This is a genomic window from Pseudomonas sp. ICMP22404 (assembly GCF_006227205.1).
In the GTDB taxonomy this organism is placed as follows: domain Bacteria; phylum Pseudomonadota; class Gammaproteobacteria; order Pseudomonadales; family Pseudomonadaceae; genus Aquipseudomonas.
In genome coordinates, this window is record NZ_VCNG01000014.1 from 74,853 (window position 1) to 98,540 (window position 23,688).

The window sequence follows — 23,688 nt, forward strand, 5'->3', positions numbered from 1 at the left end:
CCAGGGTTTCCGGGGTTCCTCACAGAAGCTGCTTTCAAAGTTTTACGCCTGCAGAACGGGGAGCTGATGAGGGTTGGCGTTGGGCTTTCCCCGCTGGAAAGACCCTTCGCCAACACCGTTCTGAAGGAACGACTGTGCTCGTGACGCTTTGAAAACAGCTTCTAACGGACATTGGCGCCTTAAAAGGCTGGCTGATTCTACGGGAAAAAAAAATTAAAGGTAAGTTGGGCCGGGAAGTTTGAGGGGTGATCAATCTTAGACAAAGGGCTAACATGCCGGCCTGTCCTGCTTTTGCGTGTGCGTTCCGTTATGCCCAACCAGCTCATCAAGACCCCCTGCGTCGGCCTTTGCTCCACTGTCTACGGTGACCTGGTGTGCCGTGGCTGCAAGCGCTTCCACCACGAGGTGATTCACTGGAACGGCTACAGCGAAGACGAGAAACGCGCGGTGTGGATGCGCCTGGAGCAGTTGCTGGTGCAAGTCATGGTGGCGAAACTCGAGGTGTTCGACCCCGGGCTGCTGCGCGAGCAACTGGTGGCGCGCCAGATCCGCTTCGTGGCGCACCAGTCGGAATATTGCTGGGCCTATCAGTTGATCGCCCGGGGCGCCCGGGTGATCAACAACCTCGAAGCCTACGGCATGGTGCTGCTACCGGAGTTCCGCGACTGGGAACTGCCGGACCTGCGGGACGCCATCGATCGGGAGTTTTTCCTGCTGTCCGAAGCCCATTACCAGCGCTACATCGCGCCGGGGTTCCTGAAGGACGCGTTTGGCGGTTGAGACTGTGCTCCTTTGTGGCCCGCTGACATTCTTTGTGGCGAGGGGATTTATCCCCGCTGGGCTGCGTAGCAGCCCCATCACTGTGAGCTCAATCTGTCTGACACAGCGAGGCGGCTGGTTTCAGGGCTGCTGCGCACCCCAGCGGGGATAAATCCCCTCGCCACAAAGGTAGTTCCCACAAGGGTGGTGTTTCAGCTCTTGACCGCCAACTCCACCAAGTGATCCTCCACTTCCTGGGGCTTGAGCACCAGCACATCGCTTTCCAGGGTATCGAGCACCGCTTCGGCGGTATTGCCGATCAGCACCCCTGACAGCCCGGAGCGGGCCACGGTGCCAATGACTGTCACGGCGGCCTCGAGCTTGCGCGCCATATAGGGGATCAACACATCCGCCGGGCCTTCCTCGATGTGCAGATGTTGGTCGTCGATGTCGAATTCGGCCTGGAACGCCCGGCATTGTTCGTGATAACGGGCCTGTATGGTTTCCTTGAGCTGGAACGTCGGGTCGGCGGACGACAGCATCGGCGACGGATGGGCGCTGATTACGTGCAGGTGCGCCTTGGCCAGGAGGGCAATGTCATAGCCATGATCGATAATGGTGTTGTGCAGGTGCCGGTGTTCATCGTCGGTATTGCCCACGTCAACGGCGGCAAGAATCACCTTGTCTTTCCAGGAGCCCGCGGTTTTCACCAGTAGCACCGGGGTTGGGCAGTGGCGCAGCAGTTTCCAGTCCGCCGGGGTGAGCAGGGCTTTTTTCAGCGGGCTGTCCGGGAAATGCTGCTTGATCACCAGGCCACACCCTTCGGCCTGTTGTACATCGATGATGGTGTCGTGGAGGCTTTCGTTCCAGGCCTGTTCCGTGGTGACGCTGTAGCCGTCCGCCAGTAGCGCGGCTTTCAATACGCTGAGCATGCCGGCATGGTCATGTTTTTTGTCGCAGACCAGCAGGTGCAGATGGGCCTGGGTCACACCGGCGATCAACTTGGCGCGTTTGAGCGCCAGGCTTTCCGAGTGTTCGGGTTCGATGACCACCAGGATGCTGCGGATGGCTTGCATGATCGGCGTCTCCAGCAATGAAAAGGCATGATGTTGCTCAACTATAGTTCTTGCCGGTGAGTCGTCGACTTGATGCATATCAACAGGGGTGGCTGGTGGTCTGGGGGCAGGCCGGTATAATCGGCGCCCTTCGCTCGACTACCTTTTGCCCGTGAGCCCCATGATCCTTCCCGAAATCCACGAATTCCTTGGCTGCCGCACTCCCGATGCCTGGGTCCAGGCTGCGCTGGCCGATCAGGAAACGTTGCTGATCGACCACAAGAACTGCGAGTTCAAGGCCGCCAGCACCGCCCTGAGCCTGATCGCCAAGTACCATTCCCATGTCGATCTGATCAACATGATGTCGCGCCTGGCCCGGGAAGAGCTGGTGCACCACGAGCAGGTCATGCGCCTGATGAAAAAGCGCAAGGTCGGCTTGCGTCAGCTCTCCGCCGGGCGTTACGCCTCGGGTCTGCGCAAAGTGGTGCGCAGCCACGAGCCAGTCAAGCTGGTGGATACCCTGGTGGTCGGTGCGTTCATCGAAGCCCGTAGTTGCGAGCGTTTCGAGGCGCTGGTGCCGCATCTGGATGAAGAACTGGGCAAATTCTATTTCGGCCTGCTGAAAAGCGAGGCCCGGCATTTCCAGGGTTACCTGAAACTGGCCTACCAGTATGGCGATGCCAAGGACATCGCCCAGGTGATCGACAAGGTGCGTGAGGCCGAGCGGGACCTGATCGAGTCGCCGGATGTGGAGTTTCGTTTTCACAGTGGTGTGCCGGCGCTGTAGTACAGCGTTGTCGGTACTGACGCCATCGCGAGCAGGCTCGCTCCCACAGGGGGAATGCGTTTCCATGTGGGAGCGAGCCTGCTCGCGATGGGGGCCTTAAGCCTTCAACCCCAGGCGCTCATGCCACTGGGCAATCGATTCCTCGGGGTAAACCTCGAACCGCTGGTCGCCGGGATGCGCTTCGATTTCCACCCAGGGGGCCTTGGAGCCGAGCATCAGATGGGTGCGCTCTGGCGGAACCGGCAGCGGCGTATCGATAGCTGAGGCGAAAGGGTGGATCAATTCCGGCCATTCGGGGCTGAACAACCACAAACCCGAACCGCAAAGGGAGCAGAAATGCCGTTCGGCACTGCTGCGGTGGGCGCGTTTATCGCCTTCGTTCTTGAGCCGCGCATGATAAATCGAGATGTGCCGGCGACCGCGCACCTTGAGGCTGCGGGCATCGCCGCCCAGGTTGATCGCGAAACCGCCGCCGCCCTGGGTCTTGCGACAGATCGAGCAGTAGCAGCGCTGGTAAGGGTAGGGGTGGGCACAGGTCAGGCTGAATGACACCTCGCCGCAATGGCAGGAACCTTCGAGCAGCATGGGAGCCTCCGATGGGGTTGGGATGACCTGGGATAGCGTAGACGGTCAGCGTTTCGACAGGTCTGACGCCATCGCGAGCAGGCTCGCTCCCACATTGAAATGCGATCCCCTGGGAGCGGGCTTGCTCGCGAAGAACGATCACGCGGTCCCACGGGCAGGCACCGGCACCCGCCACAGGTACCACGCCGCCACCGTCCGATAGGGGCTCCAGGCCAGGCCGATATCGATCATCTGCTTGCGACCGGGCTGTCGTTCGAGGCCCTTGAGACGCCGATAGCCTTCGCGCACACCGAAGTCGTCCACTGGCAGGATGTCCGGTCGCTCCAGGCTGTAGATCAGCAACATCTCCACGGTCCAGCGACCGACGCCGCGCAGGGTGACCAGGCGCTCGATCAAGGCTTCGTCGTCCATCGCCAACGCTGTCGGGTAATCCGGCACCACACCGTCCAGGGCTGCCTGTGCGATGCCCTGGATGGTTGCGATCTTGCTGGCGGAAAAACCGCAACCCCGCAACTGCTCGAAGTCGGTCGCCAGAATCTGCTCCGGCCTTGGGAATGGCTGCGTCGGAAACAACGCCAGCAGTCGACCGAAGATCGCATCGCCGGCCTTGGCGTGCAACTGCTGGTAGGCGATGGCCCGCACCAGGACTTCGTAGGGATCGCGGGCCGGCTTGGGTTGCAGCAGGCAGGGGCCGGTTGTTTCGACGTGACGCCGCCACTCTTCATCGAGGTTGGCAAGAAAGACACTGGCATCGTGGTACGGCACGGGCATCGGGTCTGTGTCCTCGGGATGGTCAGAACGCCAGGGGCAGGGAAACTTGCACAGCGGCTTTTTCCAGTCGCAGCAGGAAGGCCTTGCGCGGTTGCCCACCACCATAGCCGGTCAAGGAGCCGTCCGCACCGATCACCCGATGGCACGGTACAACGATGGCCAGGCGATTCTGACCATTGGCCAATCCTACGGCGCGGCTGGCGCCAGGGCTGCCGAGGACGGTGGCGATGGCGCCGTAGCTGCGAGTCTCGCCATAAGGGATTTTTTGCAGTTCGGCCCAGACCCGGATGGCAAATGCACTGCCGGGCATGTGCAACGGGACATTGAAGGTTGTGAGGTTGCCGGCGAAATAATCCGTCAGTTCGGTTTCGATCTGCTGCAAGTGTGCGTTGTGCCCCGGCGCGACGGTGTAGCCGTAGCGCTGTTGCAGTTCTTCGATTTCCCGGGTCAGCGCCGGACGGTCGAGAAACTCCAGCAGCACCAGTCCGCGTCGTTCGGCCATGGCCAGCATCGGCCCCAATGGGGTGGTCAGGCGCGTGAACAGCAGGGGTTCGCTTTGAGCGGCACGGCCGGGGGTGATGTGGAAAGACTTCACGAAAGCATCGCGAAATCCGCTCAGGGATTCGTAGCCCGAATCGAACGCCGCATTGTCGATGGAATTGCCTTCCTTGATCCCCCCCAGGGCGATGCCCAGGCGTCGGGTGCGCAGGTAGGCGTGAAAAGTCATGCCGAAATGCTGCTTGAACCAACGCCGCAGTTTCAACGGTTCGATGCCTTGTTCCAGCAGCAGGGCGTCCGTCCAGCGCAGATCGGGTTCGGCGTCCACGGCCTTGAGCAGCGCCTGGATCCAGTCCGGTGCGATGGCGGCAGCGTCCAGGGGCTTGCAGCGCAGGCAGGCGCGGTAGCCGGCCGACAGGGCGTCGTCGGCATGGGCGAAGAACTCCACGTTCTCCGGTTTGGGTTTGCGCGCCGTGCAGGCGGGACGACAAAAAATGCCGGTGGTCTTGACCGCGGTGAAGAACACCCCCTCGTAGGCGGTGTCTCGTTCGAGCATGGCGCGGACCATCTCGGCGTGGGGTGGGAGCAGCGAGTCTTGTCTGTTCATGGGGCTGAGCATAGAGCTGCCTCCGGTACAGCTCCACCGAAAAATCGACAGTGAATTCTCTGTCGTTGGTCGGACAACCGCGAACAAAAACTGAACCTTTGAGTCTTAAAGGTTCAACCGTTGATTTTGTCTTTCGGAGACAACATGTCCAAACATAAGAAGTCATTAATTGCCGCCGCAGTTTGCACCCTGATGCTAGGGGCCTCTGCCTTGCTGCCGGCGGATCTGTCGCCCATTGGCGCGAGCTACGCTGCTGCGGGTGGAAATGGCGGTGGTAATGGAGGTGGCAACGGAGGAGGCAACGGAGGCGGCAATGGTGGTGGCAAGGGCAGTGGGAAATCCAGCGACTCCAGTGGTCACGGCAAAGGCCTGAGCAGCGATCACACCGGCACCGCGACACGCACCCGCGATCATGGCGTGAGCGGCAAGCACACCGGGACCACTCGCACTGACCGTACGAGCCATGCGTCGGTCACTTCGAGCATTGCCAACGACCGCGATACCCGCGGCTTGACCAAAGCTTCGGCTATTTCCGACAGCACGCCTGGTACCCACAACACCAAGGGACTGACCAACGCGACCAGTTCGTCGATCAAGAACGACCGCTGATCGTCTGAAAAAAGCCGCGACGCCTCCATCGAGGTGTCGCGGCTTTTTTTTGCCTTGTACTTTGCAACAGGGCGAAGGGCTCAGTACTTCCAGAACACCGGTGTGAACAACACCAGGACGGTCAGAATCTCCAGGCGACCCAGCAACATGCCAACGGTCAATAGCCATTTTGCGGCATCCGGCAAGGTCGAGAAGTTGCCCGCCGGTCCGATGATTGACCCCAGCCCCGGTCCCACGTTGCACACGGCGGTGGCCGCGCCGGTCAGGGCGGTTGTCCAGTCCAGGCCGATCAGTGCCAGCCCCAGGGCGATAGCGCCGATGGTGATGGCGAAGAAAAATGAAAACGTCAGCAGCGAGCGGGCGATTTCTTCATCGATGGGGTGGTTGTTGTATTTTTTCTGGATCACTGCCCGGGGATGAATCAGTTGTTTCAAGCTGCCCATCAGCAAGGCTCGGGCCACCTGAAAGCGAAAGATCTTCAGGCCGCCGGCGGTTGATCCGGAACAGCCGCCGACGAACGTCAGGTAGAAGAACAGCAACAAGGCAAAACTGCCCCATAGGGTGTAGTCACCCAGCGCAACGCCCGTGGTGGTGACCACGGACGTCACGTTGACGGCCACGATACGGACCGCATCCCACCATGTGTAGTCACTGTTCAGGCTCAGCCAGGTTCCTACCACGAGCCAGGTGACGACCAGGAAGCCGACAAAACCCCTGACTTGCTGGTCCTTGAACAAGGCTCGTCTGTTGCCGCGCAAGGTGGCGACATACAAGGTAAATGGCAGCGAGCCGGCCATCATGACGACGACCGATACCCAATGGATCGCCGGTTGAGGCCAGTGCCCCAGGGATGCGTCCGACGTGGAAAAACCGCCCGTGGAGATCAGGGACATCGCATGATTGATCGCTTCGAAAGGCGTCATGCCTGCCAGCCACAAGGCCAGGGTCGCCAGGGCGGTCAATCCTATATAGATCCACAGAATGTAGTTCGCTGCGACGTGGGAGCGCGGGGTGACTTTTTCCGACCAGTCCGACGACTCGGTCTGGAACAGTCGCATGCCGCCGACCCGAAGCAGCGGCAGGACCGCTACCGCCATGCCGATAAAGCCGATCCCGCCAAGCCAGTGCAGCATCGAGCGCCAGATCAACAGGCCGGGGGATGCGTTGTCCAGCCCGGTCAGGACGGTCGAGCCGGTGGTGGTGATGCCTGACATCGTCTCGAAAAAGGCGTCGGTGTAGCTGATGTGCTGGATGAACACCAACGGCAGTGCGCAGAACACGCAGACGACGACCCAGCTGGCGGTCGTCAACAGGTACATGTCCCGAGGGCGCATCTGCGTGTGTGCGGGCCGTCCGCGAGCGACCAGCACGATGCCACAGGTGAAGGTGATCAGGCTCGACCATAAGAATGCCGAGAGGTCATCGTTTCGCCCATAGATCATCAGTGTGATGAGCGGAATCACCATGCTCGCGGCCAGCGTAATCAGGAAAATACCGAGAATGAAGCCAATGAATCGCAATACCGCAAAGGACATAGGGCGCGCCTGACTGAGATAGCCGCACAGTATCGGCTCCACTGGCCGGATTCGCATAGAGTTTACAAAAAAATCACCGGGTACCGCGTGGTTGCAATGGGGCAGTTTTGTTCAATACCTGCGGCTTGCGCAGATTTACTGTGTGCGCCACCTAACCAACTTGAAGAAGGTATGCGATGACTCTGTTTTTCTCCATGGCGGCGTTTGCGCTTGTCGCCTCCATCACGCCAGGCCCGGTCAATATCGTAGCCCTGAGCTCCGGGGCCCGGTACGGCTTTCGTGCGACGTTGCGCCATGTGGCCGGTGCAACCCTGGGATTTGTCCTGCTGCTGGTGTTGATGGGGCTGGGTTTGCATGAAGTCCTGCAGCGCTGGCCCGGTCTCACGCGAGTGGTGCAGTTGGGCGGCGTGGCGTTCCTGTTGTTCATGGCCTGGAAGCTGGCCCGGGATAACGGACACCTGGGAAGTGCGAATGAAGGGCGCGCGCCCTCGATGTTCCATGGGGCACTGATGCAATGGCTCAACCCCAAGGCCTGGTTGGCCTGTGTCGCGGGAATGGGGGCCTTCGTGGCCGATGGTGAAGCGAGGCTGGTCTGGCAATTCGCAGCCGTCTACCTGGTGATCTGCTACGTTTCCGTGGGGTGCTGGGCGTATGCGGGCAGTTTCCTGCGCAACTGGCTGGGCAATCCGGCGACCATGCGCTGGTTCAATCGGACGATGGCGGGATTGCTGGTAGCCAGCGCGATGTACCTGTTGCTGCCTTGAGGTGTCACGGGTGTTTTGACCTGCAAGCTTTTTGTGGCGAGGGGATTTATCCCCGCTGGGGTGCGAAGCAGCCCCTCTAAAACGTTCAATTAACCGTACCTGATTCACTGCGTTGCAAGTTGCAGGGGCTGCTTCGCACCCCAACGGGGATAAATCCCCTCGCCACAGGGGATCACCCGATGGCCCGTGTCAGCCTCGATACTGCCCTGGCGTCGCCGCCAGGTGCTGCTTGAAGGCTCGCTGGAAATGCGCCTGGTCGGCGAATCCGCTGTCCAGGGCGACGTCGGCGATCAGCTTGCCTTCGCGCAATTGCCGGCGGGCGAACTGGATCCGGCGATTGACCAGGAAGGCATGGGGCGTCATCCCGTAGTGACGCTTGAAAGCCCGGCTCAGGTAGGACGGCGACAGTTGCGCGGCGCTGCAGATGTCTTCGAGCTTCAAGGCTTCGGCGCAATGGTCATGGATGAACTGTGCCGCTCGCATCAAACCGGGATGGCTGCCCCGGTCCGGACGTCCCGCCGGGTTGAGGCGCTGTTGCAGATCGATGAAGAACGCCTCGGCGGCGGCTTGTTTGGACGGGGGGGCGAGCCGTTCATCCACCAATTGCCCATACAACCCTTGCAACGCGGCAAACAGCTCGGCATCGCGGCTGTGGGTGGTGGCAAAGCCCTGGAAATCCAGCTCCTCGTCAAAGCCGATTCGCCGTTGCAGGTCCCTCAGCCACAGGGTGTCGACGTAGAGCATCACGTATGACCATGGCTGATCGTCAATCGGGTTGCAGGCGTGGACATCCCCTGGATTCATCAGCACCACGGTGCCGCTTTCGACTTTGAAATTCGACTGCTCATGCACGTAGGTGCTGCATCCGGCGGTGATCGCCCCGATGGAGAAATGGTCGTGGGAATGCCTTGAATAACAGACCTTGCGCCCATCCGCGATGGCCCTGGCTTCAATGAAGGGCAAGGCCGCATCGCGCCAGAAACGGGGGGCGGAATCCTGGGGGATGGGCTTCATCGGTCAGCGCCTCTTATTGAACCTGTGTCGCAGTGTATAAGCCCTCGTCGGCAAATGCCCGTCTGATTCAGTCATACGACCTCATCAGCGGTGGAAGCGGAGTGGGGCTGGGCTAGACTTGAGCCAGTACCCACAACGGAGTGACCGATGCTCGAACCAGGTAAACCTGATGACGAAGCCGTCCGTCTCAAGACTCTGCAATCGCTGAAACTGCTCGATACCGCACCTGAAGAGCGCTTCGATCGATTGACCCGCCTCGCTCGACGCCTGTTCGATGTGCCCATCGCGCTGGTGTCCCTGGTGGATACCAACCGGCAGTGGTTCAAATCCAAGAGTGGCATGAGCATCAGTGAAACGCCGCGGGCGATTTCCTTCTGTGGGCATGCGATCTTGCAGGATCAGATCATGGAGGTTAGCGACGCGGAGCAGGACGAACGCTTTCGAGACAATCCGTTGGTCACGGGTGACCCCGGCATTCGCTTCTATGCGGGGCAACCGTTGAGACTGGAGGGTGGCAGCAAGCTGGGGACGCTATGCCTGATCGATACCCGTCCGCGCAAACTCGATGACGAAGAGCGCGAGCTGCTGCGCGACCTGGCGCGGATGGCCGAGCAGGAAATGGTCGCCGTGCAGATGGCAAGCATGGACGAACTGACCCTGCTGTCCAATCGACGTGGCTTCAGGACACTGGCCCAACATGCTCTGGACGTTTGTGAGCGCCTGTCGCGACCGGCGACGCTGCTGTACTTCGACCTCAACGATTTCAAACCCATCAACGACCGCTTTGGGCATGCCGAGGGTGATCGCGCGCTGAAGACCTTCGCCGACGTACTGCGCATTGCCTTTCGCGAAAGCGACGTGATTGGTCGTCTGGGCGGTGATGAGTTCGTGGCCTTGCTCACTGGCTCTTCCCATGTCGAGATCTCGGCGATCATGGAGCGACTTCGGGAAGTCCTCGATGAGCGCAATGCGATGCAGCAGCGCGGCTACAACATCCGCTTCAGCGTCGGGCAGGTCGAGTACGGGCCACAACACCACGAATCGATCGACAGCTTGCTGGCTGACGCGGATGCCGCCATGTATGCGCAGAAACAGGACAAGCGGTGCTGATGCCCATCAACCGCCATCGCGAGCAGGCTCGCTCCCACAGGGGATTGGCGGTGGATGGAGATTTTGCGGCCGACCCAGGACCCAGGTGGGAGCGGGCTTGCTCGCGAAAGCGGCGGGTCAGTTGGCATTGACGTTGGCTGTGCCGACATCTTCGCGAGCAAGCCCGCTCCCACACCGGAGAGTCGTGGCTGGGGCATCGGGAATGAAAAACGCCGCTCGTCCCTTCCAGGACGAGCGGCGTTTTTCAGGCGCGGGGAAGATTACTCTTCGATGTTGCCCATGGCGGTGGTGTTGAAGCCGCCGTCCACGTACATGATTTCACCGCTGATGCCCGACGCCAGGTCGGAGCACAGGAAGGCGCCGGCGTTGCCGACTTCTTCGATGGTGACGTTGCGACGCAGCGGGGTTTGCGCTTCGTTGGCGGCCAGCATCTTGCGGAAGTTCTTGATGCCGGAAGCGGCGAGGGTGCGGATCGGACCTGCCGAGACGCAGTTGACGCGAGTGCCGTCCGGGCCCAGGGAGCCGGCCAGGTAGCGCACGCCGGCTTCCAGGGAGGCCTTGGCCATGCCCATGACGTTGTAGTTCGGCATGGTGCGCTCGGCGCCCAGGTACGACAGGGTCAGCAGGCTGCCATTGCGGCCTTTCATCATTTCGCGGCCGGCCTTGGCCAGGGCGACGAAGCTGTAGGCGCTGATGTCGTGGGCGATGCGGAAGCCTTCACGGGTGGTGGCTTCGGTGAAGTCGCCGTCCAACTGGTCGCCCGGGGCGAAGCCCACGGAGTGCACGATGCAGTCCAGGCCGTCCCACTTCTTGCTCAGTTCTTCGAAGACCTTGGCGATTTCTTCATCGCTGGCCACGTCGCACGGGAAGCACAGCTCAGGGCTCGAACCCCAGCCTTGGGCGAACTCTTCGACACGACCTTTGAGTTTGTCGTTCTGATAAGTGAAGGCAAGTTCAGCGCCCTCGCGATGCATGGCGGCGGCGATGCCGGATGCGATGGACAGCTTGCTGGCGACACCGACGATCAGTACGCGCTTACCGGCGAGAAAACCCATGTGTTGCTCCTCTTTCAGGTTATTCGGCAGCTGTTGGGGCCAGGAAGGCGGCCTCCAGCAACTGCTGTGTATAGGGGTGTTGCGGCGCAGCGAATATGCTGCGGGCGTCACCTTGTTCGACCACTTGGCCATGCTTGACCACCATCAATTGGTGGCTCAGCGCTTTGACGACAGCCAGATCATGGCTGATAAACAGGTACGTCAGGTTGTACTTGGTTTGCAGCGACCGCAACAGCTCCACCACCTGGCGTTGCACGGTACGGTCCAGGGCCGACGTCGGTTCATCCAGCAGAATCAACGCCGGCTTGAGCACCAGGGCCCGGGCAATGGCGATACGCTGCCGTTGCCCTCCGGAAAATTCATGGGGGTAGCGGTTCCGGGTTTCCGGGTCCAGGCCTACCTCCTTCAATGCCGCGATTATCGCTTGTTCCTGTTCGGCTTCGGTGCCGATCTTGTGGATCCGCAGGCCTTCACCGACGATCTGTCCCACAGACATCCGCGGGCTCAGGCTACCAAACGGGTCCTGAAACACCACTTGCATCTCCCGGCGCAGCGGTCGCACCTGCTGCTGCGTCAAGCTGTCCAGCTGCTTGCCTTCAAAGCGGATCCCGCCCTGGCTGCCGATCAACCTCAGGATCGCCAGCCCCAGAGTGGACTTGCCGGAACCGCTCTCGCCAACGATGCCCAGGGTCTGGCCCTGGGGCAGGCTGAAGCGAATGCCGTCCACGGCCTTGATGTAGTCCACCGTGCGCTTGAACAGGCCTTTCTTGATCGGGAACCAGACTTTCAGGTCCTCGACCTGCAACAACGGCGGGCCCATCACGTTGCTCGCCGGGTTGCCGCTGGGCTCGGCGGCCAGCAGTTCCCGAGTGTACGGATGCTGCGGCGCGCGGAACAATTCTGCGCACGATGCCTGTTCGACGATGCAACCGCGCTGCATGACACATACGCGGTGCGCAATTCTTCTGACCAGGTTCAAATCGTGGCTGATCAGCAGCAGCGACATGCCCAATCGTGCCTGCAGATCCTTGAGCAGATCGAGGATTTTCAGCTGGACGGTGACGTCCAGGGCGGTGGTCGGCTCGTCGGCGATCAGCAGTTCCGGCTCGTTGGCCAGGGCCATCGCGATCATGACCCGTTGGCGCTGGCCGCCGGACAGTTCGTGGGGCAGGGCCTTGAGGCGCTTGTGCGGCTCGGGGATGCCCACCAGTTCCAGCAATTCCAGGGTTCGACGGGTCGCGACCTTGCCGGTCAGGCCCTTGTGGATGCCGAGCACTTCATTGATCTGCTTGCCGATGGAGTGCAGCGGATTGAGGGACGTCATCGGCTCCTGGAAGATCATCGCGATCCGGTTGCCGCGGATGTGGCGGATGGTTTTTTCCTTCAAACCCAGCATGTTCTGCCCGGCGTACTGGATGGCGCCGGTGGGATGGTGGGCCAGCGGGTAGGGCAGCAACCGCAGGATCGAGTGGGCGGTCACCGACTTGCCCGAGCCGCTTTCCCCCACCAGCGCCAGGGTTTCTCCACGCTTGATGTCGAAACTGACGCCTTCGACCACGCGCTGACGGTGTTGCCCGACAACGAATTCCACCGCCAGGTCGCGGACTTCGATCAGATTGTCCTGGTTCATTTCACTTCCTCGGATCGAAGGCATCGCGAGCGGACTCGCCGATGAACACCAGCAGGCTCAACATGATCGCCAGTACCGCGAACGCGCTGATGCCCAGCCAGGGCGCCTGGAGGTTGGATTTGCCTTGGGCCACCAGCTCGCCCAGGGACGGCGCGCCGGCCGGCAGGCCGAAACCGAGGAAGTCCAGGGCGGTGAGGGTGCCGATGGCGCCGGTGAGGATGAACGGCATGAAGGTCATGGTCGAGACCATGGCATTGGGCAGGATATGCCGGAACATGATCGCGCCGTTCTGCATGCCAAGGGCCCGGGCGGCGCGCACGTATTCGAGGTTGCGCCCGCGCAGGAACTCGGCGCGCACCACGTCCACCAGGCTCATCCAGGAGAACAGCAACATGATCCCCAGCAGCCACCAGAAATTGGGCTGGACGAAACTGGCCAGGATGATCAGCAGGTAAAGCACCGGCAGACCGGACCAGATCTCCAGGAACCGCTGGCCGGCCAGGTCGACCCAACCGCCATAGAACCCCTGCAAGGCGCCAGCGATGACGCCGACGATCGAGCTGAGCAGTGTCAGGGTCAGGGCGAACAGCACCGAAATGCGGAAACCATAGATGACCCGGGCCAGCACATCACGGCCCTGGTCGTCGGTGCCCAGCCAGTTCACCGCGGAGGGCGGGGCGGGGGCGGGGACCTTCAGGTCGTAGTTGATGCTCTGGTAGCTGAACGGAATCGGTGCCCATAGCACCCAGGCATCCTTGGCCGCCAGCAATTCGCGGATGTACGGGCTCTTGTAATTGGCTTCCAGCGGGAATTCGCCGCCGAAGGTGGTTTCCGGGTAGCGCTTGAGGGCCGGGAAGTACCAGCCGCCGTCGTAATGCACCGCCAGGGGCTTGTCGTTGGCGATCAGTTCGGCGCCCAGGCTGAGCACGAACAGGATCATGAACAGCCACAGCGACCACCAGCCACGCTTGTTCGCCTTGAACAGTTCGAACCGACGGCGATTGAGAGGGGACAGGTTCATCTCAATGCTCCCGGCTTTCGAAGTCGATGCGTGGATCGACAAAGGTGTAGGTCAGGTCGCCGATCAGTTTCACCACCAGCCCCAGCAGGGTGAAGATGAACAGGGTGCCGAAGACCACCGGGTAATCGCGGTTGATGGCCGCTTCGAAACTCATCAGCCCCAGGCCGTCGAGGGAGAAAATCACCTCCACCAGCAAGGAACCGGTAAAGAAGATACCGATGAACGCCGAAGGGAAGCCGGCGATCACCAGCAGCATGGCGTTGCGGAACACGTGACCGTAGAGCACCCGGTTGCGGGTCAGGCCCTTGGCCTTGGCGGTGACCACGTACTGCTTGTTGATCTCATCGAGGAAGCTGTTCTTGGTCAGCAGGGTCATGGTGGCGAAATTGCCGATCACCAGGGCGGTCACTGGCAAGGCCAGGTGCCAGAAATAGTCGAGGATCTTGCCCCCCCAGCTCAATTGATCGAAATTGTTCGAGGTCAGCCCGCGCAACGGGAACCAGTCGAAATAGCTGCCGCCGGCGAACACCACGATCAGCAGGATGGCAAACAGAAATGACGGAATTGCATAGCCGATGATGATCGCCGAGCTGGTCCACACGTCAAAATGGCTGCCATGGCGCGTGGCCTTGGCGATCCCCAGGGGGATGGACACCAGGTACATGATCAACGTGCTCCACAACCCGAGGGAGATGGACACCGGCATCTTTTCCTTGATCAGGTCGATGACCTTGGCGTCGCGGAAGAAACTGTCGCCGAAATCCAGGTGGGCGTAGTTCTTGATCATGATCCACAGGCGTTCGGGCGCCGACTTGTCGAAGCCGTACATGCGCTCGATTTCCTTGACCAGCGCCGGGTCCAGGCCCTGGGCGCCGCGATAGGAAGAACCGGCCACCGACACTTCCGCGCCGCCACCGGCGATGCGGCTGGTGGCGCCTTCGAAGCCTTCGAGCTTGGCGATCATCTGCTCCACCGGCCCGCCGGGCGCGGCCTGGATGATGACGAAGTTGATCAGCAGAATGCCGAACAGCGTTGGGATAATCAGCAGCAGCCGCCTGAAAATATAAGCCAGCATCGGGTTACTCCACGCTCGCCGGGGCAGCGTTGTTCTGTTGTTCGATCACTTGCTTTACTTCATCGGCAGGCTTGGTGTCCGGCTTGACCCACCAGGTGGTCGTGCCGATGTCATAGGTCGGCGTGACTTTCGGGTGGCCGATGTGATTCCAGTAGGCTACGCGCCAGGTTTTGATGTGCCAGTTGGGAATCACGTAGTAACCCCATTGCAGCACGCGATCCAGGGCCCGGGCGTGGGCGACCAGGCTCTTGCGCGAATCGGCGTTGATCAGTTGCTCCACCAACTGGTCGACGGCCGGATCCTTCAAGCCCATGGTGTTGCGGCTGCCGGGCTTGTCGGCAGCGGCCGACATCCAGAACTCGCGCTGTTCGTTACCCGGCGAGCTGGACTGCGGGAAGCTGCCCACCACCAGGTCGAAATCCCGGGAGCGCACGCGGTTGATGTACTGGGACACATCGACTCGGCGGATCACCAGCTCGATGCCCAGGTCGCTCAGGTTGCGCTTGAACGGCAGCAGTATCCGTTCGAACTCGGTCTGGGCCAGCAGGAACTCCAGCACCACCGGTTTGCCCTGGGCATCGACCATCTTGTCGTCGACGATGCGCCAGCCGGCTTCCTGCAACAATTGATAGGCCTGGCGCTGGTGGTCGCGGATCATGCCGCTGCCATCGCATATCGAGGGCTGGAACGCTTCGGTGAAGACCTGTTCGGGAATCTTGCCGCGCAGGGGTTCGAGGATCTTCAGTTCGTCCTCGCCGGGCAGGCCGGTGGCAGCCATTTCCGAGTTTTCGAAATAGCTGCGGGTGCGGGCATAGGCACCGTTGAACAGCTGTTTATTGGTCCATTCGAAGTCCAGCAGCAGGCTCAGGGCCTTGCGCACCCGCACGTCCTGGAACACCGGGCGGCGGAGGTTGTAGACAAAACCCTGCATGCCGGTGGGGTTGCCGTTGGGAATCTGCTCCTTGATCAGCCGCCCTTCGGTGACGGCCGGGATGTTGTAGGCGTTGGCCCAGTTCTTGGCGGTCATTTCCAGCCAGAAATCGAACTGCCCGGCTTTCAGGGCCTCGACCGCGACGGTATTGTCGCGGTAGTAGTCGGTGGTCAGCACATCGAAATTGTAGAAGCCGCTATTGACCGGCAGGTCCTTGCCCCAATAGTCCTTGACCCGTTCATAGCGGACCGAGCGCCCGGCTTTCACCTCGGTGACCCGGTAGGGACCGCTGCCCAGGGGGATCTCCAGGTTGCCCTTGTTGAAGTCGCGATCCGCCCACCAATGCTTGGGCAAAACCGGCAGTTGGCCGAGGATCAGCGGCAGCTCACGGTTATTCGTGTGCTTGAACTTGAACAGCACCTTGAGCGGGTCTTCGGCGATGACTTCGGCGACGTCGTTGTAATAGCCGCGGAACATCGGCGCGCCGTCCTTGGTCAGGGTCTGGAAGCTGAAGACCACGTCCTCGGCGCGTACCGGATGGCCGTCGTTGAAATGGGCTTCGGGGCGCAGGTAGAAGCGCACCCAGGCATTGTCCGGGGCTTTCTCGATCTTTTCGGCGATCAGGCCGTACTCGGTGAAGGGTTCGTCGAGGCCTTGCTTGGCCAGGGTGTCGTAGATCAGGCCGATGTCATCCGCCGGCACGCCTTTGCTGATGAACGGGTTGAGGCTGTCGAACCCGCCAAAGCCACCCTGGCGGAATATCCCGCCCTTGGGCGCGTCCGGGTTCACATAGTCGAAATGCTTGAAGTCGGCCGGGTATTTCGGCGGCTCGTTGTACAAGGTCACGGCGTGCTGCGGCGCGGCACAGGCCAGCCCGGCGAAAAGCAGGCCGCCGGCCTGCAGGAGCAGGGCGCGTAAAGGCTTCATTGATCTTTCTCCGAAGATTTCAGCCACCACGCGCTCAGACCCAGGGTGTAGGGCGGCGTGGTGACAAAGGCGAACCGGTTACGGTAGGCCAGGCGATGATAATTCAGATACCAGTTGGGAATGCAGTAGTGTTGCCACAACAGCACACGGTCGAGGGCTTTGCCGGCGGCGACCTGTTCGTCGCGGGTCTGGGCGGCGAGCAGCTTTTCCAGCAGGTGGTCGACCACGGGGTTGGCGATCCCTGCGTAGTTCTTGCTGCCCTTGACCCCGACCTGGCTGGAGTGGAAGTACTGCCACTGCTCCAGACCCGGGCTGAGCGTCTGGTTCAGGGTCAGCAGGACCATGTCGAAGTCGAATTGGTCCAGGCGCTGTTTGTACTGGGCACGATCCACCGTGCGCAGGCGGGCCTGGATGCCGATGCTGGTGAGGTTCTCGATGTAGGGCTGCAGGATGCGCTCCAGGTTCGGGTTCACCAGCAGGATCTCGAAGCTCAGGGGCTTGCTGTCGGCGTTCAACAGGCGCTGGCCGTTGAGGGTCCATCCGGCCTCCTTCAGCAAGCCGAGGGCCCTGCGCAGGGTTTCCCGGGGAATGCCGCGGCCGTCGGTATGGGGCAGGCTGAAGGGCTCGGTGAACAGCCGCGGCGGCAATTGTTCACGGTACGGCTTGAGCAACAGCCATTCGTGCCCCACCGGCAGGCCGCTGGCGGAGAATTCGCTGTTGGGGTAGTAACTGAGGGTGCGCTTGTAGGCGTTGCTGAACAGCGTGCGGTTGGTCCATTCGAAGTCGAACATCAACCCCAGGGCTTCACGCACCTTGACCTCGGCAAACGTGCTGCGCCGGGTGTTCATGAACAGACCCTGGGTCTGGGTCGGGATCTGGTGGGGAATCTGCGCCTTGATCACATCGCCGCGGTTGACCGCCGGAAAGTCGTAGCCGTTGGCCCAGTTCTTGGCCTGGTGCTCGATGTAGATGTCGAACTCGCCTGCCTTGAAGGCTTCGAAGGCCACGTCGCTATCGCGGTAGAACTCCACCTCCATCCGGTCGAAGTTGTACTTGCCGCGATTGACCGGCAGGTCATTGCCCCAGTAATCCTTGACCCGCTCGAACACCAGTTGGCGCCCAGGCTGCACCTTGGTGATGCGGTAGGGGCCGCTGCCCAGGGGCGGCTCGAACGTGGTGGCCTTGAAGTCGCGGTTCTCCCAGTAATGCTGGGGTAGCACCGGTAGCTCGCCCAGGCGCAGGATCAACAAGGGATTGCCTGCGCGCTTGAAGACAAAACGGATTTTCAGCGGATTTAGGATATCGACCCGCAGCACTTCCTGCAGGCTGGTGCGGTATTGCGGGTGGCCCTCCTTGAGCAGCGTCCGGTAGGAGAACGCCACATCATAGGCGGTGATCGGCACGCCATCGTGAAACCGCGCCTCGGGCCGCAGGTTGAAGACCACCCAGCTACGGTTTTCGTTGTATTCCACACTCTGGGCGATCAGCCCATAGCTCGACGTGGGCTCATCGCCGGAGGGCGCGTACTGGCCCGTGCCGACCATCAGCGGCTCGTTCAGCTCGTTGATGCCGTATTGCAGGAAATTGGGCGTGGAGACCGGACTGCTGCCCTTGAAGGTGTAGGGGTTGAGCGTATCGAAGGTGCCGAACGCCATGACCCGCAAGGTACCGCCCTTGGGCGCTTGTGGATTGACCCAGTCGAAGTGGGTGAATCTGGCCGGGTACTTGAGCGTGCCGAATTGTGCGTAGCCATGGCTTTCGCTGATGGTTGCGCTGGCGGGGAAGCTCAGGGCCAGGCTGATCAGGAGCAGGAGGAGGGGACGTATCAAGTCTGGTATCCGATCCAGGCGGCTATGGCTTTTATGGCCTGTACAGTAACAGCTTGTATCGGCAGGAAAAAGGCGGCCTGGGGTGAATGCCGGTCAGTTAAGCGGCAAACCTGTGGGAGCGAAGCTTGCTCGCGATAGCGGGGCAGTCGACAACTGTGTCGGCTGGTGCACTGCTATCGCGAGCAAGCTTTGCTCCCACAGGGCTTTGCTTCACAGGTCTGTGGGGTTCCCACAGGTCAGTGCGGGGAATAGACCGTCAGCATCTGCCCAGGCTTGAGGGCCTTGCCCATGCGTGGGTTCCAGCGCTTGAGGTGTTGCATTTCGACATTGAAGCGCTTGGCTACCACGTACAGCGAGTCGCCCTGCTGGACCTTGTACTGGGTCTGCTGCTTCTTCTGGTCCTTGCTGTTGGCGGCTACCACGGTGTTGACGCGCTTGCCGGTGGCCTTGGTCGCCTTGGCATCCTGCATCACCAGGGTCTGGCCAACCTTGAGCTTGTTGCCGCTGAGCTTGTTCCAGCGTTGCAGGTCCTTGGTCTGGACGTTGTTGGCCTTGGCGATCTGGGCCAGGTTGTCACCGCGCTTGACCCGGTAGCTGCGCCTGACTCCCCCCACTTCGCTGTCATCGGCGGTTTCGAAAACCGGTTTGAGCGAGCGCTGGCTGATCAGTTCTTCCGGGCGCATGGTCGACAGGCTGGCGGTCAGCAACTGGGCCTTGGAGGTGGGCACCAGAAGGTGCTGCGGGCCATCGATGGTGGTGCGCTGCTTGAAGGCCGGGTTGAGCTGGAACAGCTCGTCTTCGTCGATGTTGGCCACCGCCGCGACCTTGGACAGGTCCATGCGCTGGTTGATCTCGACGACCTGGAAATAGGGCTCGTTGGCGATCGGGTTGAGGTTCACGCCATAGGCATCGGGGGCGAGCACCACCTGGGACAGCGCCAGCAACTTGGGCACATAGGCCTGGGTCTCGGCGGGCAGCGGCAGGTTCCAGTAGTCGGTGGGCAGGCCGAGTTTTTCGTTGCGTTCGATGGCGCGGCTGACCGTGCCTTCGCCGGCGTTGTAGGCGGCCAGCGCCAGCAGCCAGTCACCGTTGAACATGTCGTGCAGGCGCGTCAGGTAATCCATGGCCGCCGTGGTGGAGGCGGTGATGTCGCGGCGGCCATCATAGAAGCGGGTCTGGCGCAGGTTGAAGTAACGCCCCGTGGACGGGATGAACTGCCACAGGCCCACGGCATTGGCCCGGGAATAGGCCATGGGGTTGTAGGCGCTTTCGATCACCGGCAGCAGCGCCAGCTCCAGCGGCATGTTGCGTTCTTCGAGGCGTTCGACGATGTAGTGCATGTACAGGCTGCCGCGTTCACCGGCACCTTCGAGGAACGACGGGTTGCTGGCGAACCAAAGGCGCTGTTGCTCGATACGCGGGTTGACCCCAGCGGTCTCCTGCAACTGGAAGCCCTGGCGCATGCGTTCCCAGATGTCCTGGGGAACCTGGGGGCTGGGCTTCTCGCTGAGCCAGACCGGCTTCTGCTTGGCGCGGGCCGCCATGTTCTTCGGCTTGGCTGTGTCGTTCTGGGGCATCTGGCCCGTGCTCTGGCAGCCCGCCAGGATGGCGGACACAGCCACCGCGATGGCTTGAGCCAGGCGGGTCAATGTAGCTGACGGGACGGACCTACGTATGGATGACGACATTGGCTGGAAGTAAGTTCCGGGCAAAAATGTCGGCCGATTCTAGAAAGCGCACCCCAACAGGTCAACCATTCAGAATTTTTGTATCAGTCGATGGGGGCCTTAGAACTTATCTTTCCAAGCCCTCAAGGCCGCAAAAACCTCACTCGGCGTCCCGTTTCGCTGGCCGTTCCGTTCGTCTGCTTTTTGTTTAACGGATGTTTCAGCGGTGCGCAGGAACGGATTGGTGAGTTTTTCCAGGGCCAGGGTCGAGGGCAGGGTCATGATGCCCTCGCTGCGTTGCCGGCCGACTTTTTCCAGGCGGGCGGCGATGTCCGGGTTGCCCGGCTCCACCGCCGCGGCGAACTTCAGGTTGCTGAGGGTGTACTCATGGGTGCAGTAGACCAGCGTATCGTCCGGCAGGGCGGCGAGGCGGCCGAGGGAGTGGTGCATCTGTTCCGGCGTGCCTTCGAAGAGCCGTCCGCAACCGGCGGCGAACAGGGTGTCGCCGCAGAACAACAAGCCATGGTGGTAATAGGCGATATGCCCCAATGTATGGCCGGGCACGGCGTAGACAGCGAAGTCCAGGCCGAGCACTTCGATCTGGTCGTTGTCCTTGAGGGCCACGTCCCGCGCCGGGATGTTCTCGCTGGCGGGGCCGTGCACGGTGGCGTTCGTCGCATTTTTCAGCGCCTGGACGCCGCCGACATGATCATGGTGATGGTGAGTGATCAAAATGTCGCTCAGGACCCAGTCCGGATGGGCATCGAGCCAGGCCTGGACCGGCGCGGCGTCACCGGGATCGACCACGGCGCAGCGGCGGCTGGAGTGATCCTGTAACAACCAGATGTAGTTATCGGTGAAGGCGGGCAGGGCACTGATCTGTATCATCGCGGAATTCGCCAAGCGGAAAACAAAGGCGCATCTTAGAACTTCCTGACGCGTTGGAGAATGCAATGACTGACGAAGCGTTCGCTCAGGCTGATCCCGACTGGCTGGCGTTGATCAGCGCAGCCCGTGAATGGCTGTCCGGCCCCGTCGGGCAATTTTTGCTGGAAGAGGAACGGCGCATGCTCGAAGACGAGCTGGGTCGCTTCTTCGGCGGTTACCTGGTGCATTACGGTCCGTCGGCGCAGACGCCGCCATCGGCACCGCAGGTCCAGCGCAATGTGCGCCTGGGCGCGCCACTGCCCGGGGTGGAGATCGTCTGCGAGGAGCAGGCCTGGCCGCTGAGCGAGCACGCCGCCGATGTGGTGGTGATGCAACACGGCCTGGATTTCTGCCTGTCCCCCCACGGCCTGCTGCGTGAAGCCGCCAGCAGCGTGCGTCCGGGCGGACATCTGTTGATCATCGGCCTCAACCCCTGGAGCAGTTGGGGGCTGCGTCATGTCTTCGCCCATGATGGCTTGCGCCAGGCCCGTTGCATCTCGGCATCGAGGGTGGGCGACTGGCTCAACCTGCTGGGCTTCGCGCTGGAGAAACGCCGCTTCGGGTGCTATCGTCCGCCGCTTGCGTCGCCCAAGTGGCAAGCCCGCCTGGCCGGGTGGGAGCGCAGGGCCGGCGACTGGCAACTGTCCGGTGGCGGCTTCTATCTGCTGGTGGCGCGCAAGATCGCAGTCGGGCTGCGCCCGGTGCGCCAGGTCCGGCGCGAGCCGATGGGCAAGCTGATTCCCTTGCCGATGGCCAAGGTCAATCGTCGCCATATCGAGCCATAACCGTTTCTGATGGCCTGCCCGGCATCGTCAACCTGGAGGTTGGCGGTCCCCGGCGGCAGGCCTTTGCATTTTTTCTGGATGGATGGGCATGAGCGATAGCGTAGAACTCTTCACTGACGGTGCCTGCAAGGGCAACCCCGGCCCGGGCGGCTGGGGCGCGCTGTTGGTCTTCAAGGGCGTGGAGAAGGAACTCTGGGGAGGCGAAGCCAATACCACCAACAATCGCATGGAGCTGATGGGCGCCATCCGCGGCCTGGAAGAACTCAAGCGCCCCTGCGATGTACTGCTGGTGACCGACTCGCAATATGTGATGAAAGGCATCAACGAGTGGATGGCCAACTGGAAGAAGCGCGGCTGGAAGACGGCCGCGAAGGAACCGGTGAAGAATGCCGACCTCTGGAAGCTCCTGGACGAGCAGGTCAGCCGCCATAACGTGACCTGGAAGTGGGTTCGCGGGCACATAGGCCACCACGGCAACGAACGGGCCGACCAGTTGGCCAACCGTGGGGTGGATGAGGTGCGGGGTTACAAGCAGGCTTGATGCTTCAGCGAAGCCCCCTGCGGGGAGGGGCTCCGTGGGAGCAAAGCTTGCTCGCGAAACAGACGCCTCTACTCCAAAGACCGCATCGACTGCATCGCGGGCAAGCGTTGCTCCCACAGCTCTGACTGCGGCAGTTTTCCTTGAGCGTGTTACCATCCCCGCCTTTGCAAGCACGCCCGTTGAGAGCTGAACACTGATGGCCAACAGATCTGTAGTACTGGATACCGAAACCACCGGCATGCCGGTGACCGATGGTCACCGGATTATCGAGATCGGCTGTGTCGAGCTGATCGGTCGGCGGCTGACCGGTCGCCATTTCCATGTCTATCTGCAACCGGACCGCGAAAGTGACGAGGGCGCCATCGGTGTCCACGGCATCACTAACGAATTCCTGGTGGGCAAGCCGCGTTTCGCCGAAGTGGCCGATGAATTCTTCGAGTTCATCCAGGGCGCGCAACTGATCATTCACAACGCGGCGTTCGACGTTGGCTTCATCAACAACGAATTCGCCTTGATGGGGCAGCACGACCGGGCCGATATCAGCCAGCATTGCACCATTCTCGACACCCTGCTCATGGCTCGCGAGCGGCACCCGGGGCAGCGCAACAGCCTCGACGCCTTGTGCAAGCGTTATGGCGTCGATAACTCCGGCCGTGAACTGCACGGCGCCTTGCTCGACTCCGAGATCCTTGCCGACGTCTACCTGACGATGACCGGCGGCCAGACCAGCCTGTCCCTGGCCGGTAACGCGTCGGACGGCAATGGGACCGGCGAAGGCTCGGGTGCCCAGGCCAGCGAAATTCGTCGCTTGCCCGCCGACCGTCGGCCCGCCCGGATCATTCGTGCCAGTGAAGCCGACCTGGCCGAACATGTCGCGCGCCTGGAAGCCATCGCCAAGTCCGCCGGTGCTCCAGCCCTGTGGACGCAGTTGGCTGAAGCCGGCCAGTGAGGAATTGACGATTGAACCCCTGTGGGAGCGAGCCTGCTCGCGATAGCGGTCGAACAGTCACTCACGAGATGACTGGCACACCGCTATCGCGAGCAGGCTCGCTCCCACAGGACGGTGGGGTCATTGTTTATTGTTCATTTCTCGCCACAATCGCCAGTACCTTCTAACCTGAGGTAACGGCAGTCCATGGGTAGCCGCTTGATGTACACAGTTTCGAGAGGCAAGGGCAATGGATTGCAACGTGCCGTTGGTTGGCT

The 23,688-nt window shown here is 61.5% G+C and carries 22 protein-coding genes; 8 read left to right on the forward strand and 14 right to left on the reverse strand.

Annotation, left to right across the window (positions count from 1 at the left end; translation table 11 throughout):
- Window positions 1-309: 309 nt before the first annotated feature.
- Window positions 310-780 carry a DUF1289 domain-containing protein gene (locus FGE05_RS22490; protein ID WP_139648387.1) on the forward strand — a complete coding sequence of 157 codons (471 nt, stop codon included), beginning with the start codon at window positions 310-312 and terminating at the stop codon, window positions 778-780.
- Between the two features lie 191 nt (window positions 781-971).
- On the opposite strand, the gene FGE05_RS22495 is transcribed toward FGE05_RS22490, so the two are convergent.
- Complete coding sequence (locus tag FGE05_RS22495; RefSeq protein WP_139648389.1) at window positions 972-1,835, reverse strand: universal stress protein; 864 nt, start codon at window positions 1,833-1,835, stop codon at window positions 972-974.
- Window positions 1,836-1,995: 160 nt separating this feature from the next.
- Between FGE05_RS22495 and FGE05_RS22500 the strand changes: the two genes are divergently transcribed.
- The gene (locus FGE05_RS22500; protein WP_047700941.1) at window positions 1,996-2,601 is read left to right on the forward strand and encodes a tRNA-(ms[2]io[6]A)-hydroxylase; all 606 of its coding nucleotides are present in this window, start codon (window positions 1,996-1,998) and stop codon (window positions 2,599-2,601) included.
- Between the two features lie 96 nt (window positions 2,602-2,697).
- On the opposite strand, the gene FGE05_RS22505 is transcribed toward FGE05_RS22500, so the two are convergent.
- The 3 genes from FGE05_RS22505 to FGE05_RS22515 all read right to left on the reverse strand — a co-directional run bounded on the left by FGE05_RS22505 (window position 2,698) and on the right by FGE05_RS22515 (window position 5,062).
- Window positions 2,698-3,186, reverse strand: a complete 489-nt coding sequence (locus tag FGE05_RS22505) for a GFA family protein (RefSeq protein WP_139648391.1) — start codon at window positions 3,184-3,186, stop codon at window positions 2,698-2,700.
- 138 nt (window positions 3,187-3,324) lie between these two features.
- The gene (locus FGE05_RS22510; protein ID WP_139648393.1) at window positions 3,325-3,957 is read right to left on the reverse strand and encodes a DNA-3-methyladenine glycosylase; all 633 of its coding nucleotides are present in this window, start codon (window positions 3,955-3,957) and stop codon (window positions 3,325-3,327) included.
- A 22-nt stretch (window positions 3,958-3,979) separates the two neighbouring features.
- Window positions 3,980-5,062: a bifunctional transcriptional activator/DNA repair enzyme AdaA gene (locus tag FGE05_RS22515; protein WP_139648395.1), complete on the reverse strand. Its 1,083-nt coding sequence runs from the start codon at window positions 5,060-5,062 to the stop codon at window positions 3,980-3,982.
- Between the two features lie 144 nt (window positions 5,063-5,206).
- On the opposite strand from FGE05_RS22515, the gene FGE05_RS22520 reads away from it, so the two are divergent.
- Window positions 5,207-5,671 (forward strand): hypothetical protein, encoded by a 465-nt coding sequence (locus tag FGE05_RS22520; protein WP_139648396.1) that lies wholly within the window; start codon window positions 5,207-5,209, stop codon window positions 5,669-5,671.
- An 80-nt stretch (window positions 5,672-5,751) separates the two neighbouring features.
- Here the strand turns inward: FGE05_RS22520 and FGE05_RS22525 are convergent, their stop codons facing one another.
- Entirely contained in the window at window positions 5,752-7,206 is a 1,455-nt protein-coding gene (locus FGE05_RS22525; RefSeq protein WP_139648398.1) for a TrkH family potassium uptake protein, read from the reverse strand.
- Between the two features lie 176 nt (window positions 7,207-7,382).
- Here FGE05_RS22525 and FGE05_RS22530 point away from each other — a divergent pair, with 176 nt between their 5' ends.
- Entirely contained in the window at window positions 7,383-7,970 is a 588-nt protein-coding gene (locus FGE05_RS22530; protein ID WP_139648400.1) for a LysE family translocator, read from the forward strand.
- A gap of 189 nt (window positions 7,971-8,159) precedes the next feature.
- On the opposite strand, the gene FGE05_RS22535 is transcribed toward FGE05_RS22530, so the two are convergent.
- Window positions 8,160-8,984, reverse strand: a complete 825-nt coding sequence (locus FGE05_RS22535; RefSeq protein ID WP_139648402.1) for an AraC family transcriptional regulator — start codon at window positions 8,982-8,984, stop codon at window positions 8,160-8,162.
- A gap of 147 nt (window positions 8,985-9,131) precedes the next feature.
- Between FGE05_RS22535 and FGE05_RS22540 the strand changes: the two genes are divergently transcribed.
- Entirely contained in the window at window positions 9,132-10,094 is a 963-nt protein-coding gene (locus FGE05_RS22540; RefSeq protein WP_139648403.1) for a diguanylate cyclase, read from the forward strand.
- A gap of 260 nt (window positions 10,095-10,354) precedes the next feature.
- Here the strand turns inward: FGE05_RS22540 and fabI are convergent, their stop codons facing one another.
- The 8 genes from fabI to gloB form a co-directional block, all read right to left on the reverse strand.
- A complete protein-coding gene (gene fabI, locus FGE05_RS22545) occupies window positions 10,355-11,149 on the reverse strand; it encodes an enoyl-ACP reductase FabI (protein ID WP_003202751.1) in 795 nt (264 codons plus the stop codon).
- Between the two features lie 19 nt (window positions 11,150-11,168).
- Window positions 11,169-12,779: an ABC transporter ATP-binding protein gene (locus tag FGE05_RS22550; RefSeq protein ID WP_139648405.1), complete on the reverse strand. Its 1,611-nt coding sequence runs from the start codon at window positions 12,777-12,779 to the stop codon at window positions 11,169-11,171.
- A 1-nt stretch (window position 12,780) separates the two neighbouring features.
- Entirely contained in the window at window positions 12,781-13,800 is a 1,020-nt protein-coding gene (locus tag FGE05_RS22555) for an ABC transporter permease (RefSeq protein ID WP_139648408.1), read from the reverse strand.
- Window position 13,801: 1 nt separating this feature from the next.
- On the reverse strand, window positions 13,802-14,875 hold the full coding sequence (locus tag FGE05_RS22560; RefSeq protein WP_047700952.1) for a microcin C ABC transporter permease YejB: 1,074 nt from the start codon (window positions 14,873-14,875) through the stop codon (window positions 13,802-13,804).
- Window positions 14,876-14,879: 4 nt separating this feature from the next.
- Window positions 14,880-16,733 carry an extracellular solute-binding protein gene (locus FGE05_RS22565; RefSeq protein WP_139648409.1) on the reverse strand — a complete coding sequence of 618 codons (1,854 nt, stop codon included), beginning with the start codon at window positions 16,731-16,733 and terminating at the stop codon, window positions 14,880-14,882.
- Complete coding sequence (locus FGE05_RS22570; protein WP_139648411.1) at window positions 16,730-18,562, reverse strand: extracellular solute-binding protein; 1,833 nt, start codon at window positions 18,560-18,562, stop codon at window positions 16,730-16,732. The genes FGE05_RS22565 and FGE05_RS22570 overlap by 4 nt, the downstream gene beginning before the upstream one ends.
- Before the next feature lie 236 nt (window positions 18,563-18,798).
- Window positions 18,799-20,250 carry a transglycosylase SLT domain-containing protein gene (locus FGE05_RS22575; RefSeq protein WP_139648413.1) on the reverse strand — a complete coding sequence of 484 codons (1,452 nt, stop codon included), beginning with the start codon at window positions 20,248-20,250 and terminating at the stop codon, window positions 18,799-18,801.
- A 99-nt stretch (window positions 20,251-20,349) separates the two neighbouring features.
- Window positions 20,350-21,117 carry a hydroxyacylglutathione hydrolase gene (gene gloB / locus FGE05_RS22580; protein WP_139648415.1) on the reverse strand — a complete coding sequence of 256 codons (768 nt, stop codon included), beginning with the start codon at window positions 21,115-21,117 and terminating at the stop codon, window positions 20,350-20,352.
- 65 nt (window positions 21,118-21,182) lie between these two features.
- On the opposite strand from gloB, the gene FGE05_RS22585 reads away from it, so the two are divergent.
- The 3 genes from FGE05_RS22585 to dnaQ all read left to right on the forward strand — a co-directional run bounded on the left by FGE05_RS22585 (window position 21,183) and on the right by dnaQ (window position 23,431).
- A complete protein-coding gene (locus FGE05_RS22585; protein WP_047700957.1) occupies window positions 21,183-21,941 on the forward strand; it encodes a class I SAM-dependent methyltransferase in 759 nt (252 codons plus the stop codon).
- An 88-nt stretch (window positions 21,942-22,029) separates the two neighbouring features.
- Complete coding sequence (gene rnhA, locus FGE05_RS22590) at window positions 22,030-22,482, forward strand: ribonuclease HI (RefSeq protein WP_024776996.1); 453 nt, start codon at window positions 22,030-22,032, stop codon at window positions 22,480-22,482.
- Window positions 22,483-22,678: 196 nt separating this feature from the next.
- Window positions 22,679-23,431, forward strand: coding sequence for a DNA polymerase III subunit epsilon (gene dnaQ, locus FGE05_RS22595; RefSeq protein WP_139648417.1), 753 nt, complete (start codon window positions 22,679-22,681; stop codon window positions 23,429-23,431).
- Window positions 23,432-23,688 lie beyond the last annotated feature (257 nt).